The organism is Micromonospora sp. NPDC085948 (assembly GCF_040686315.1).
Classification (GTDB): Bacteria; Actinomycetota; Actinomycetes; order Mycobacteriales; family Micromonosporaceae; genus Micromonospora.
Map to the genome: position 1 here is coordinate 126,703 of NZ_JBFBJW010000019.1, position 12,576 is coordinate 139,278.

Here is a 12,576-nt window from a genome sequence, read left to right on the forward strand (position 1 = left end):
CGGTGGGCAGGGGCGCAGGCGGTGGGTGACAGCCGGCGTTCGGGCACGGATATGCTGTGGCCCTGTGGCACGGTGCCTTGGATGGGCGTCGTCGAGACCAGCGTCAAAAAGCGGCGCGGATCCCGGACTCCGGATCAGGAGTCCTGCAGCGATCCGCGCATCCCACCAGATGCCTGGTGGTGGTACGCGCCCTCGTTAAGGACGCCTTGATGACGCACGTCGCACCCATGGACCCGCACGAGGCGTTCGCCGAGCTCGGCCGTATCCGACTCGCCGACATCGACCTCGACGTCCTGCTGGACAAGATCGCGCAACTGGCCAAGCGCACGATCCCCGGGGCCAGCGAGGTCAGCGTCACCCTGCTGCACGGCAACAAACCGCACACCGCCGCGTTCACCGGCGACCTCGCCCTCGTCCTCGACGAGAAGCAGTACGAACGTGGCTACGGGCCGTGCCTGCAAGCCGCGGAAAGCACCTCCAGCCTGATCGTGCCGGACACCGGCAGCGAGCAACGGTGGCCCGGCTGGGCCCACGCCGCCGCCGAGGCCGGTGCGCACAGCTCCCTGTCGGTCGGCCTACCCGTGCACGAGCACGTCACCGGCGCCCTGAACATCTACGCCACCGCACCCGAAGCCTTCGACGACGACGCGATCACGATCGCTCAGACGTTCGCCGGGTTCGCCGCCGTTGCCCTGGCCAACGCCCACCTGTACGAGACCCAGGCCACCCTGGCCGGGCACATGCAGAAGGCGATGGAGAGTCGGGCGGTGATCGAACAGGCCAAGGGGATCCTCATGGGTGAGCGCCGCTGCACTCCCGAGGAGGCCTTCGCCGTCCTCAGCAAGCTGTCCCAGGACACCAACCGCAAGCTGCGCGACGTCGCCTCGGCTCTGGTCGAGAACGCTCATCGCCGCTGACGGCCGTAGCGGCGGCACGACGTAAGCCCGATCACTCCCGGCGGCGAGCGGAACCAGTGAGGGGCGGGCCGGACCGGCCGGGCGCGACGATCAGAACGTGCACAATGGGCGTTCGGAGGTGATCGATGTGACTGACGGCAAGAAGGCCCCGAAGCTGTGTCAGGTGGTGCTCGACTCCACCGATGCCAGGTCGCTCGCGGAGTTCTATCGGTCGTTGTTGGGCCTGGTGTACAAGCCTGGTCACGAGCCGCCGGAGCCGGGGCAGGCGGACGAGCGCGGTCGCGACTGGCTCGTGCTGAGGACCACCGACGGCGCCCCGCAACTGGCCTTTCAGCAGGTGGACCAGTTGCCGCCGCCGACGTGGCCGGACGGTCAGGTGCCGCAACAGCTCCATCTGGATCTCAGCGTGGCCTCGATCGAGGAGTTGGAGGCGCAGCACGACCGGGTGTTGGCCCTCGGCGGTCGGCTGCTGTCCGATCAGAAGGACGGTCCCGACGAACCGTTCCGGGTCTACGCCGACCCGGCCGGGCACCCCTTCTGCATCTTCGTCACCTGACGAGGAGCCGGGCCGCTCCGACCGCGCGACGCGGGGGCCGACGAGCCACTCGGCCTCGACCAGCGGGTACGGGGTGGATGGGCGGTTACGCCTCGGCATCGGGTCGGCTGTGCACCACCAGCTCGTCGATCTCCAACCGGCCGACGCGCAACTCCCGCACGACTGCCCGGCGGATCGCCAGCCGCCCGATAAAGAGCGCCCCCACGGCCACAGCCCCGACGGCCAGCGCCCCCACGGCGAGGGCGCCGACCGACGCCGCACCCGCAGCCCGGGCGCCCGTCGCCGCCGCGCCCGTCGCCACCGCGCCGTTGGCGCGCGTCCCGGTGATCCGCATCAGGCGTACCTCTCGCTTCATTGCCCCATTGTGTACCGCTGGCCGCAACGCTCCCCCAGGCCCGGCCGGGCCTCCACAGGCGAAGGTCAGTCCAGGACCGCGATGGCCTCGACCTCGACCATGAGGTCCGGCTCCCCCAGCGCGACGACGCCGATCAGGGTGATCGGCTTGGTCGGGTCGACGCCCAGCTTCGCGGCCGCACGCCCGACCCCCTCGCCCAGCAACGGGTACTTCTCCGGACTCCAGTCGACGACATAGATCGTCAACTTCGCGACATCGTCGAACGAGCCGCCGATCTCGGTCATCGCCCGGCCGACGTTGAGGTAGGCCTGCTCCACCTGTGCGGCGAAGTCACCGGTGCCGACCGGGTTGCCGTCGGCGTCGCGGGCCACCTGACCGGCCAGAAAAACGAGCTTGGACCCCTCCGCGATGGACAACTGCCGGTACACGTCGGGCTTCGGCAGCCCGTCGGGGTTGAACAGCTTGATAGCCATAACCACTCCTCGTCGTCAGGCACGTCCCGCGTACGATAGCAGCGCTATGTATCCTGCCCACCATGCCTAGGCCGAGAGACCCCGAGATCCGCACGATGCTGATCGCCCGGGCCGCCCACCTGCTCCGCGTCCGCAAACCGGTCACCCTCCGCTCCCTGGTCGCCGGTACGGGCGTGTCGACGATGACGGTCTACACGTACTTCGGCGGCATGGACGGGCTGTGGGGAGCACTGCGCCAGGAGGGGTTCCGCCGCTTGGCCGATCGTCTCGAGATCGTCACCGTGACCGACGATCCGATCCGCGACCTCACGGCGATGGGAGCCGCCTACGTGTCCAACGCCGCAGCCGATCCCGATCTCTACCGGGTCATGTTCGACGACGGTTTCGCACTCGACGACCCGGCGCAGGCCGACGGGACGCTGCTGCACCTGGTCCACGCCATCGAACGCGCCAAGTCCGCCGGCCGGCTCCGTCCGGATGTCGATCCGACGGACCTGGCGACACAGAGCTGGGCCATCGGACATGGCCTGACCTCGCTGATCACGTCCGGCCCGCTGCCTGTCGAAGCCTTCGCGCTCGGCGTTCCCATGCTGACCGCCATCTACGTTGCCCACGGAGATGACCCCGGCCGCTGCCGGCGGTCGGTCGCGCTCGGCTGGAGCGAGATCGACACCCCACCGGACGCCAGTCCGCCGGTCCCCGGAGGCGCTCCGGCGAGGCAGCGGGGGTGAGCCCCGCACTTCACAGGCTGACCGAGGCCGCAGTTGCGGGCATGCCGGCATGTCCCTGCGTCCGTCAACACCACTTGCTACCGTGACCGTCCCTACTTCCGTCGTGGGGTGTGCGTGACGATGACCAAGGTTCTCCGGCTGATCGGATACTGGGACGGTCCGGCGGTTTCGGAAACGCTGCCCGATGTCTGCGACTTTGTGACCGCCGACGCCAACGTCACTCTGCGACGGGCTGTGGCGGCGTACCTCCGATCCGGCACGGTCTTCACCGCCACCGCGGGCGTGTCCGTCTGCCGACTCTGTGGTGCCGCGAACGGCAGCACCGAGCAGACCGACGGAGAGCATTTCGTGTGGCCTGAGGGCCTGGCCCACTACGTCGAAGAGCACGACGTCCGTCTGCCCGACGAGATCGCTGCTGTCGCTCTCTCCGGTGTGGCTGCACCTGTCGACTCCGAGTGGTTCGAGCACGCGGTGCTGGAGACCGGTGAGCTGAGGATCGATGAGGACTGGTGGCGTGGCCTGGCCGGGGTGAACTCTGCTGGCCCTGGCACCGAACATCTGCCTGGCTGTCGAAGAAGCGAGTCGACGGCGAGTTGGGACCTGCCCACCAGCGCCGACATCTACGTCGATCGGGTGCCACCGGAAGCCGTGACGACTCTGGTCCAGCTCCGACGACTGCTCGGCGCCCCATGGCCGTTCTCCGGCCTTCGCGACCTGCTCGCCTCCCAACCATTCCTCGCCGCCGTCGGCGACCCGTCCATGCTGTCTCGCACACTGACCGGGTCACCAGACCTCCGGCCGTATCTCTTCTACCGCGCGGAGGGTGGGCTCGTGCCAGTGTGGTCCGATACCTGAACGTCGCCAACCCTGCTGCACGACCGCGCGCTCACATCGGGCGGCGGCTGTCGTACCCGGGTGTGAGGCTTCGGGGCATGGCGACTTTCGTACTGATCCACGGGGGCGGCGGCAGCGCCTGGGACTGGCACCTCCTCGGTCCTGAGCTGACCAGCCGCGGCCACGACGTGGTGACACCGGAACTGCCGATCGAGGACAAATCCGCGGGGTTCGCCGAGTTCTCACAGACGGTCGTCGACGCGATCGGTGACCGGAGCGACCTCGTGGTCGTCGGGCACTCGTACGGCGCGTTCACCGCACCGCTCATCGCCGACAAGCTACCGGTCCGGCTGCTCGTCCTGCTCACGCCGATGATCCCCAAGCCCGGGGAGCGACCCGGTGACTGGTGGGCCAACACCGCCTACCGCGGCGCGGAAGGGCTCAGCGAGGAGCAGCAGTTCTATAACGGCGTGCCCGCCGACATCGTCGCCGAGGCAGCGGCACACACCAGGGACCAGGTCAGCGCGGAGGGCAACGAGCCATGGCCCCTGCGCGCCTGGCCAGACGTGCCCACGACCGTGCTCATCGCACGCGAGGACCAGTTCTTCCCGGCCGACTTCCAGCGCCAGGTGGCCGCCGACCGGCTCGGCATCGTCCCCGACGAGATCGACGGCGGCCACGTGGTGGCACTCAGCCACCCACAGCAACTCGCCGACCGGCTTACGGCGTACCCGCTGCGCTGACGGCGGGCCAAGGCCGTCCCGGTACGAACCCGCGGGCGCCTCAGGGCGCCACTACTGGTCAGCTCTGCGACGACTTGCTTCGATGGTTGACACATGCTGCTCGGCCCATGCCCGGACCGCTGCCAGCGGGGTGTCCAGGGACAGACCCAGGTCGGTGAGCGCGTAATGGACACGCGGCGGCACGGTCGCCTCGACCCGGCGGGTGACCAGACCGTCACGGCACAGGCTCTGCAGCGTCTGCGACAACATCTTGTTCGACACTCCAGGGGCACGGCGGCGTAGCTCCGCGAACCCGAGCTCCGCCGGATGACTCTCCGCCAGCACCTTGATCAACATCGACGTCCATTTGTCGCCGATCCGGTCGAGCAGCTGTCGGGTCGGGCAGGCTGGGCTGAAAAGGTCCCCGGTTACCCCGGGCTCACCAGGTGACGCGAAAGTGCTGTCTTGCCAAGTCATCAGGCATCTCCCATGGTAAGCAGGTAACCAATGGTAACTGCCAGGAGGTCAGACGTGGAGTTGCGCAAGATCCGAACCAACGGCACCGAGCTGAACGTCGCCCTGGATGGCGCGGGTCCACCGGTGCTGCTGATGCACGGCTGGCCGCACACCTGGCAGGTCTGGCGCGAGGTGCTGCCGCTGCTGAATGGGAGGCGCCGCGTCATCGCACCAGACCTGCGAGGGCTCGGCGACAGTGCTCGCGCGGAGGACGGGTTCGACGCGGCGACCGGCGCCGCCGACATGCTCGGCCTGCTCGACGCGCTCGGGGTCGAGCAGGCCGAGGTCGTGGCCCTGGACGCGGGCGTACCCGCCGCCTTCCTGCTCGGCGCCCTGCACCCGGCCCGGGTGCGTCGCCTGGTGCTGATGGAGGCGGCACTGCCCGGCCTGCCTGGTGGCTTCCCGACACCACCGTGGTGGTTCGGCTTCCACTCGGCCCCTGGGCTGGCCGAGACGGTGCTCGAAGGCCACGAGGCCGCGTACCTCGACTGGTTCCTCCTGGCCGGCACCTTCGAACGTCGGGGGGTGCCCCCGGAGATCCGAGACGCGTTCGTCAGCGCGTACACCGGTCGTGAGGCGCTGCGTTGCGGCTTCGGCTACTACCGCGCCGCCGAGCAGAACGCGGCAGCTATCGCCGCGACCGGCCGGCTGACCACGCCCACCCTGGCCGTCGGCGGCAACGTCGTCGGCGACCTGCTCTACCGGCAGCTCGCCCCCATCGCCGACGACCTGTCCGGCGAGCTGATTCCCCGCTGCGGCCACATCGTGCCGCTGGATCGCCCGGACGTCGTCGCGCAGTTACTCAGCAGCGACTCCGTCGCGTCCCGTTAGCCGAGCGGTGCAGCCGCGGGATGATTCGACGGTCACGCACCACAGCTCGACCCGGAACGCCGACCCCGCCGAGCCGGGCGCATCCGCCCGTGCTTGCTCACGGGGCACCCGCCGGATCACCTGCTGACTGCGCCACGAGCGGGAACCCGGTTCTACTCCCGCTCGTGGCCACCCGGGAGGGGGCAGTCAGTTCCCGGCGCTGCTGAAGTTCAGGACGTCGATCCGGCTGCCGCCCTGATGCGGCGCGAAGACGCTGGCGATGTTGTTGGACTTGAGCAGGCGGTGGTCGAGCAGCGGATCGGAGGTGAAGGTCGCCGTGGACCGGTAGCGCACCGCCCAGTCCGACCAACCCGAGGCTCGGGATGCGGTCGCGATCTGCAGCACTCCGGTGTTCGAGGCGGCGCTCACCACAAACAGGTTGTCACGGGAATCGACGCCGATGTCGCCGCGGCTGACGCCCGCCTGGTAGCCGAGGATCCGCTGGCGCCACTGGCCGGTCGCAGCCTCACGCCAGTAGTGAACGAGTACGGCGCTGGTACGGGCGTTGCTGAAGACGGCGTCACTGGGCGCCGACGGCGGCAGGTGAGAGGCCAGCACATGGACGTTTCCCGCCGAGTCCACGGTCTGCGATTCCTGGTTCATCAGGCCGCGGTTCTGCCCGATGGCCCAGAACCGTGCCACGGTGGTGGTCGTCGAGATCGGGCTGGAGTCGGCGGTGCCGATCAGCGCACCTGATCCACTGCGCCACGTTCGACCCCGGTCCGTGCTGTACGCGTAGTAGAGATCGTGGTTGGTGCTCGCGTCGAAGGTCTCCCGGACGGTCCAGGTCATGTGCAGCACGCCCTGTCCGTCGTACTGGAAGCCGAACAGGTAGGCGTTGTTGCCGAGCGTGGTGCCATTCATGATCTTGCCGACGAAAGCCCATGCACCAGCCCGATATTCGAACAGGACCTGGTTGCCGTTCCCGCTCTCCCCCGTACGGATCGTCAGTTGCAGGTTGCCGTCAGGCATGGTGGTGAACTGCGGATAGGTCATGACGGCCATGTCGCGTCCGGCGAGGTTGTTCTGCACCGCGCCGAAGATGGCCGGTGACCAGGTGGCGGTGTCCGGCGAGGTGGCGATCCCGGCCACCGACTTGCGGTAGCGGAAGCGCTGGGAATGCATGTCGAACGAGAGATGGACGCTTCCGTCCACGTGCGAGAGCCCGATGCTGATCACGTTGTGCGAATCGGTGGTCGTGGTGCGATAGTCCGTCAGGCGGATGGTCTGCCAGGTGCCGTTCGTCGGGCGCCGGGAGACGTTGACGTAGCCCTGCTGGTCCCAGAACGCCGCGTACTGCCATCGGCGGTGCGAGACGATGCCGTCCTGCTGGAATGATTCACCGTTCATCAGGCCCGTGTAGCTTTCCGCGGTGCGGCCCTGGGTGGTCAGCGTGGTCGTGGCCGGGGTGTTCACCGTCGGGGAGGCCGCCGAAGCCGCCGAACTGGTGGTGACTATCAGCAGGAGCCCGGCCAGCGCCGAACCCGCCCGGTAATGGTGCAAGGCCGTCATCGACGATCCTCTCGTGGTGGCCATGTGTCTGATTCTCCGATCAGGGGGTGCAGAACGTCGCCGGCTCGGTGAGATCGAGGTCCGTGCAGTCCCAACCGTTGCCCTGGTCGTGGTATCGCCAGCCCGTGCCGGCCGTGTGATGGAACAGGTAGATGACGCTGCTGGCGTCCGAGCGTTGCACGTCGGCAGCCGCCCACGTCTCGACGCACTCCACGTCCCGGGGAGCGAAAGACCAGCCTTCGGGCAGCTCGACCAGGTTCCCGAGGGTCTGCGTCGACGGACACCCGAGACCCTGGGACCCGGCACTGGTGGGGGCGGAGGCGGGTGGCGATGGGGTGTCGGACCGGCGGTTGGCGGCGACGGCGACCGTGGCACCGATGGCGAACACCACAGCCACGGCCGCGGCGCCGGTGGTGACCGCCATTCGCCGCTGCGCCTGCCGCGACGTGCGCAGGGCACGCTCGTACATGTCAGCGGTGCCGCCGTGCTCGCTCAGATCGGCCATGGCCTGACGCAGCGGCCCGAGGTTGTCGGTCATCAGGCCTCCTCCAGCACAGCCGACAGCAGCTCAGGCGCTATCTCCCGCATACGCGCCAACGCCTTGCTGGTCTGACTCTTGATCGTGCCAACCGAGCACTGCAACAGTTCCGCGGCCTCAGCCTCGCTGCGGTCCTCGAAGAACCGCACCACCAGCACGGCACGTTGCCGCTGGGTGAGGCGGCCGAGAGCCTGGTGCAAGGCCAACTTCAGATCAGTACGACGAGCATGATCACTGCCAGGCTCAGCCACGTCGGCCAACTCCCCCGGCAACGACTCAGCCACCTTGCGACGCCGCCACCAGCTCACATGCTGGTGGTACATCGCGGTACGGGTGTACGCCTCGAAATGCCCCGGGTCATCCAACCGACGCCGACCCCGATGGGTACGGGCCAGCGCATCCTGCACCAGGTCCTCGGCGAGGTGCCGGTCACCGGTCAGCAGGAACGCCGTCCGCAGCAACGCGGGAGAGCGGGTCCGAACGAACTCACAGAAAAGATCGTCAATGGAGTCCGCCATGCCCCGCTCGTTCCCCCCACGTACCCAAAGTCCTTCAGGCAGCGGCGGCGTCGATGCGGCCAGTTGACTGTGGGACACACCGTATCGGGTGTGCCCCCACAGCAAGCGACCGCGGTCTACCCGATCAGGAGATGCAGAACGGCGCCTCCTTGAGGCCGAGGTCCACGCAGTCGTAACCGCTGCCGTCGCCGCGGTACTTCCAGCCCGTACCGGCCACGAAGTGGAACAGGTACCAGCCGTCACCGGCGGTCGGGCCCTGCGGATCGGCTCCCGCCCAGACCTCGACACACTCGACACTGCCGAACGTCCAACCCTTCGGAAGCTCGACCAGCTTCTCCAGGGTCTGCGCCGAAGGGCACGGGACACTCGCGGCCGCACTGGTCGCCGGCTTCGACGCCGGCTTCGGCGCCGGCTTCGGCGCCGTCTTCACCGGATCCGAGACGCAGAACGGCGCCGGCTCGCTGAGGCCGAGTTCCTTGCAGTCCCATCCGCTGCCCTGGTCGGAGTACTTCCAGCCCGTGCCGGCCACGAAGTGGAACAGGTAGACGCCGTCGCCCGTGCTCGGGCCCTGCGGATCGGCCGCCGCCCAGTCCTTGACGCACTGCACAGTGGTGAGAGACGAGCCCTTCGGCAGCTCGACCAGCTTTTGCAGGGCCTCCACCGTGGGGCACTCGGCACTCCCACCCGCCGGGGCGGCCACCGCGGACGACGCACTGGGGGCACCGGTGGCGGGGGCGGCGGACGTCGGAGCAGACGCGGTCGGGCTGGGGCCAGGTGCCGGCTTGGTGCCGCAGGCGGGGAGTGCGAACAGGACGGCGGCGAAGGGCAGGAGCAGAAGAGGACGTACAGACATTTCCGGACCCCTATGGATCGTGGCGATCGTCGCTTACACCCGGGTACATGCGATCCGCCGCCCGCAGGTTGCCGTCAACCACAAAGATCTTCAGAAAGTTTCCGGCGACCGCGTCCGGACGGCACCGGTCGCGCGATCGTCCGGCACGCCGGTGTCGCCTCGAAGGGTCACCGCGCGGTTCGGGCGCGGATGCCCGTTGGCCAGTCCGAGTTCACCGCGTCTCTCTACCTTGCCATCGGATCACCGCCGAGACGTAGGTGGTCCTTCGCTCCCGACGAAATGAGGATTGATGGCGGTAAGCAAGCGGGTGGGCCTGGGTGCCGCGGTGGCCGCGCTGATCCTGACGTTGCCGGGCGCCGCGTCCGCAGCCGAGCAGAGTACGCGCAACCGAGCCGAGCTGATCAAGTTCGCCATGCTGCCGGCGGCGACGTTCGTTCCCGGTAGCGAACCATCCGGCTCGTCACTCGGCACTGCCCCGATCAACGGCATCACCCCGCCGTTCGCCGACCAACCGGTCCAGGGGTTCAGCGGCGTCCTTCGCAACGCCGACGGCACCTTCGACGTGTTGTCCGACAACGGTTTCGGCAACAAGGCCAACAGTGCCGACTTCCTGCTGCGTGTCCAGCGGGTCGCGCCCGGCTTCGCCAGCGGCGCCGTCGACGTTGTCGGCGGCATCAACCTGACCGATCCGTACGGCAAGGTTCCGTTCGCCCTCACCCGCGCCGACCGCGTGCTCACCGGTGCCGATTTCGACGTCGAGTCGATCAGTCGGACGGCCGACGGCACGTACTGGATCGGTGACGAATTCGGTCCGTACCTGCTGCACTTCGACCGCGCGGGCCGCCTGATGCAGGCGCCGGTGCCACTGCCGGGCGTGTTCGCCCCGGAGAACCCGACCCGCGGTACGACCCCGGCCAATCTCTCCAGCAGCAAGGGCTTCGAGGGCATGGCCCAGTCACCGGACGGGGCCACGCTCTATCCGCTGCTCGAGGGCACGGTCGCGGGCGACCCGACGGGCACACTTCGGCTCAACGAGTTCGACGTCAGGACCAACACCTACACCGGTCGGCGCTGGACGTACGCGCTCGACGCTGCCGACCACGCGATCGGTGACGCGATCATGGTCGACCGCGATCGCTTCCTGATCATCGAACGGGACAACGGCCAGGGTGAGACGGCGAAGGTGAAGAAGATCTACCTGGCCGACAAGCGCGACCGGAACCGGGACGGGCGCCTCGACAAGACCCTCGTCGCCGACCTGATGAACATCGCCAACCCGCGGCACGTCGGCGGTTTCGGTAGCACCTTCACGTTCCCGTTCCAGACCATCGAGGACGTGGTGATCCTGGACGACCGCACGATCGCCGTCCTCAACGACAACAACTTCCCGTCCTCCTCGGGCCGCACCGCCGGCCAAGCGGACAACAACGAGTTCATCGTGATCAAGCTGGACCGCGGCCTGGATGCCGACAAGCGCATCCTGCGCCGCTACTGACCCGACACCAGGGGTAATCCATCTCCACGGCAGGCCTGGGACAGCTCATCGAGCGGCTGTCCCAGGCCTGTTCGCCGGCGGGCGGGGACGTGGCGATACTGTCGGCATGAGGTACGTGTCCAGAGTGCCGCGACCCCCGCTGGACGCGCTGGTCGACGACCTCTACTACCTGGAGGGCGCGCCGCCGTACGCCCGGCTGATGCTGCCGCCGATGCCGGGGGCGCTGCTCATCGTCAACCTCGGGGCACCGTTCCACATCCGCGCCGGCACCGACATCGAGACGGCCGCGTACGCCGACGGCTGCGTGGTCACCGTACCCACCCGCGCGCTGGAGTTCGGCTACCCGCTCCACACCCGGTCGGTGGGCGTGCACGTCAAGCCGTGGGGGCTGGCGCCGTTCCTGCCGATGCCCGCGGCCGAACTGTGTGACCGGCCGGTGACGGTGGAGCAGGTGTGGGGCCGACCCGCCGTTGCTGAGTTGCGGGATCGACTGGACGCGGCGGACGGACCGCGCGAGATGCTGACGCTGCTCGAGGAGGAGCTGATGCGACGGCTGCGCGAGACGATCGGCCTGGGGCTGGTCCGCCACACGAGCAGCGTCATCGCGGCGACCGGCGGGGCGGTGGCGATCGGCGACCTGAGCGTGGCAGCCGGTGTCAGCAGCACCCATCTGGCACAGCGGTTCAAGGAACTCGTCGGCGTCACGCCGAAGCGGCTGGCCCGCACCCAGCGCTTCGCCGCCACCATGCTCGCGATCGACTTCGCCGCACCGATCGACTGGGCCGACGTCGCCGGCGGCGCCGGCTACTTCGACCAGGCCCACTTCGGCCACGAATTCCGGGCGTTCACCGGGCTCACACCGACCCGGTACGCCGAAGTCCGGCGGCGCTTCCTGCGCGAACATCCCGGCCACACGCTGGACGGCTGGCCGCTGCCGGCCGATTGATTTCTTACAAGAGCCGCAGCTCACGACACGCTAACTTGAGGGCACCCCGAAACAGAGGAGAGTCCGTGGGCAAGGTGGTCATGTACAGCTCGGTGTCGGTGGACGGCTTCATCGCCGACGCCAACGACCAGCCCGGACCGCTGTTCGACTGGTTGCTCAGCGGTGACGTGCCGTTGGACGAGAGCGGCGCGTTGAAGGTGTCGCAGATGTCGTACGACTACACCCGGCCGTACTGGGACCAGATCGGGGTGACGATCGCCGGCCGCCACGTCTTCGACCTGACCGACGGCTGGGACGGGAAGCCTCCGAGCGGGGTCGACCACGTGGTCGTCGTGACGCACCGGCCGGCGCCCGAGGGCTGGGACCCCCAGGCGCCGTTTCACTTCGTCGACGGCGTCGAGGCAGCCGTGGCCAGGGCGCAGGAGCTCGCGGGTGACCGCATCGTCGAGGTCGCCGCTGGCGACGTCGGTGGCCAGGTGCTGGCCGCGGGCCTGGTCGACGAGGTGCGCATGGACGTCGTACCCGTCGTGTTCGGGTCCGGCAAGCGCTACTTCGGGTCGGTCGACGCGCAGCACCTGTTGGAGGACCCGGACGTGGTGATCCAGGGCAACCGGGTGCTCCACCTGCGCTGTCGGGTGCGCAACTGACCGACGGTCGCGGGGGGGGGGGGGGGCCCCCCCCCCCCCGGGGGGGGCGGGGGGAGGGGGTTGGGTGGGGGGGGGGTGCGGGCCCCCGCCAAG

Annotated in this window: 16 protein-coding genes; 9 read left to right on the forward strand and 7 right to left on the reverse strand. The window is 68.9% G+C overall.

From position 1 onward, the window contains the following. Window positions 1–209: 209 nt before the first annotated feature. Entirely contained in the window at window positions 210–917 is a 708-nt protein-coding gene (locus AB0O48_RS32125; RefSeq protein WP_365069665.1) for a GAF and ANTAR domain-containing protein, read from the forward strand. Between the two features lie 127 nt (window positions 918–1,044). After that, window positions 1,045–1,473 (forward strand): VOC family protein, encoded by a 429-nt coding sequence (locus AB0O48_RS32130; RefSeq protein ID WP_365069667.1) that lies wholly within the window; start codon window positions 1,045–1,047, stop codon window positions 1,471–1,473. 85 nt (window positions 1,474–1,558) lie between these two features. Here AB0O48_RS32130 and AB0O48_RS32135 read toward each other — a convergent pair whose 3' ends face one another. Both AB0O48_RS32135 and AB0O48_RS32140 read right to left on the reverse strand, forming a co-directional pair. Then, window positions 1,559–1,828 (reverse strand): hypothetical protein, encoded by a 270-nt coding sequence (locus tag AB0O48_RS32135; protein WP_365069669.1) that lies wholly within the window; start codon window positions 1,826–1,828, stop codon window positions 1,559–1,561. A 65-nt stretch (window positions 1,829–1,893) separates the two neighbouring features. Then, window positions 1,894–2,301, reverse strand: coding sequence for a RidA family protein (locus AB0O48_RS32140; RefSeq protein ID WP_357255274.1), 408 nt, complete (start codon window positions 2,299–2,301; stop codon window positions 1,894–1,896). 62 nt (window positions 2,302–2,363) lie between these two features. Between AB0O48_RS32140 and AB0O48_RS32145 the strand changes: the two genes are divergently transcribed. From AB0O48_RS32145 to AB0O48_RS32155, 3 genes are all read left to right on the forward strand, one after another. Beyond that, window positions 2,364–3,032, forward strand: coding sequence for a TetR/AcrR family transcriptional regulator (locus AB0O48_RS32145; protein ID WP_357255277.1), 669 nt, complete (start codon window positions 2,364–2,366; stop codon window positions 3,030–3,032). A 120-nt stretch (window positions 3,033–3,152) separates the two neighbouring features. Next, window positions 3,153–3,887, forward strand: coding sequence for a hypothetical protein (locus tag AB0O48_RS32150; protein WP_357571225.1), 735 nt, complete (start codon window positions 3,153–3,155; stop codon window positions 3,885–3,887). Window positions 3,888–3,964: 77 nt separating this feature from the next. Further along, on the forward strand, window positions 3,965–4,609 hold the full coding sequence (locus tag AB0O48_RS32155) for an alpha/beta hydrolase (RefSeq protein ID WP_365069672.1): 645 nt from the start codon (window positions 3,965–3,967) through the stop codon (window positions 4,607–4,609). 51 nt (window positions 4,610–4,660) lie between these two features. On the opposite strand, the gene AB0O48_RS32160 is transcribed toward AB0O48_RS32155, so the two are convergent. Further along, complete coding sequence (locus AB0O48_RS32160) at window positions 4,661–5,065, reverse strand: helix-turn-helix domain-containing protein (protein WP_357255285.1); 405 nt, start codon at window positions 5,063–5,065, stop codon at window positions 4,661–4,663. Between the two features lie 54 nt (window positions 5,066–5,119). On the opposite strand from AB0O48_RS32160, the gene AB0O48_RS32165 reads away from it, so the two are divergent. Next, on the forward strand, window positions 5,120–5,935 hold the full coding sequence (locus tag AB0O48_RS32165; RefSeq protein ID WP_365069675.1) for an alpha/beta hydrolase: 816 nt from the start codon (window positions 5,120–5,122) through the stop codon (window positions 5,933–5,935). 186 nt (window positions 5,936–6,121) lie between these two features. On the opposite strand, the gene AB0O48_RS32170 is transcribed toward AB0O48_RS32165, so the two are convergent. The 4 genes from AB0O48_RS32170 to AB0O48_RS32185 all read right to left on the reverse strand — a co-directional run bounded on the left by AB0O48_RS32170 (window position 6,122) and on the right by AB0O48_RS32185 (window position 9,395). Next, window positions 6,122–7,486 (reverse strand): BNR repeat-containing protein, encoded by a 1,365-nt coding sequence (locus AB0O48_RS32170; RefSeq protein ID WP_365069676.1) that lies wholly within the window; start codon window positions 7,484–7,486, stop codon window positions 6,122–6,124. Window positions 7,487–7,526: 40 nt separating this feature from the next. Further along, window positions 7,527–8,024: a hypothetical protein gene (locus AB0O48_RS32175; RefSeq protein WP_365069678.1), complete on the reverse strand. Its 498-nt coding sequence runs from the start codon at window positions 8,022–8,024 to the stop codon at window positions 7,527–7,529. Next, window positions 8,024–8,542 carry a SigE family RNA polymerase sigma factor gene (locus AB0O48_RS32180; protein WP_357571229.1) on the reverse strand — a complete coding sequence of 173 codons (519 nt, stop codon included), beginning with the start codon at window positions 8,540–8,542 and terminating at the stop codon, window positions 8,024–8,026. The genes AB0O48_RS32175 and AB0O48_RS32180 overlap by 1 nt, the downstream gene beginning before the upstream one ends. 124 nt (window positions 8,543–8,666) lie before the next feature. Next, window positions 8,667–9,395, reverse strand: coding sequence for a hypothetical protein (locus tag AB0O48_RS32185; RefSeq protein ID WP_365069680.1), 729 nt, complete (start codon window positions 9,393–9,395; stop codon window positions 8,667–8,669). 289 nt (window positions 9,396–9,684) lie between these two features. On the opposite strand from AB0O48_RS32185, the gene AB0O48_RS32190 reads away from it, so the two are divergent. The 3 genes from AB0O48_RS32190 (at window position 9,685) to AB0O48_RS32200 (ending at window position 12,483) form a co-directional block, all read left to right on the forward strand. After that, window positions 9,685–10,890: an esterase-like activity of phytase family protein gene (locus AB0O48_RS32190; protein WP_357571231.1), complete on the forward strand. Its 1,206-nt coding sequence runs from the start codon at window positions 9,685–9,687 to the stop codon at window positions 10,888–10,890. A 106-nt stretch (window positions 10,891–10,996) separates the two neighbouring features. Beyond that, window positions 10,997–11,836, forward strand: coding sequence for a helix-turn-helix domain-containing protein (locus AB0O48_RS32195; RefSeq protein WP_357255306.1), 840 nt, complete (start codon window positions 10,997–10,999; stop codon window positions 11,834–11,836). A gap of 65 nt (window positions 11,837–11,901) precedes the next feature. Further along, on the forward strand, window positions 11,902–12,483 hold the full coding sequence (locus tag AB0O48_RS32200) for a dihydrofolate reductase family protein (RefSeq protein ID WP_365069683.1): 582 nt from the start codon (window positions 11,902–11,904) through the stop codon (window positions 12,481–12,483). Window positions 12,484–12,576 lie beyond the last annotated feature (93 nt).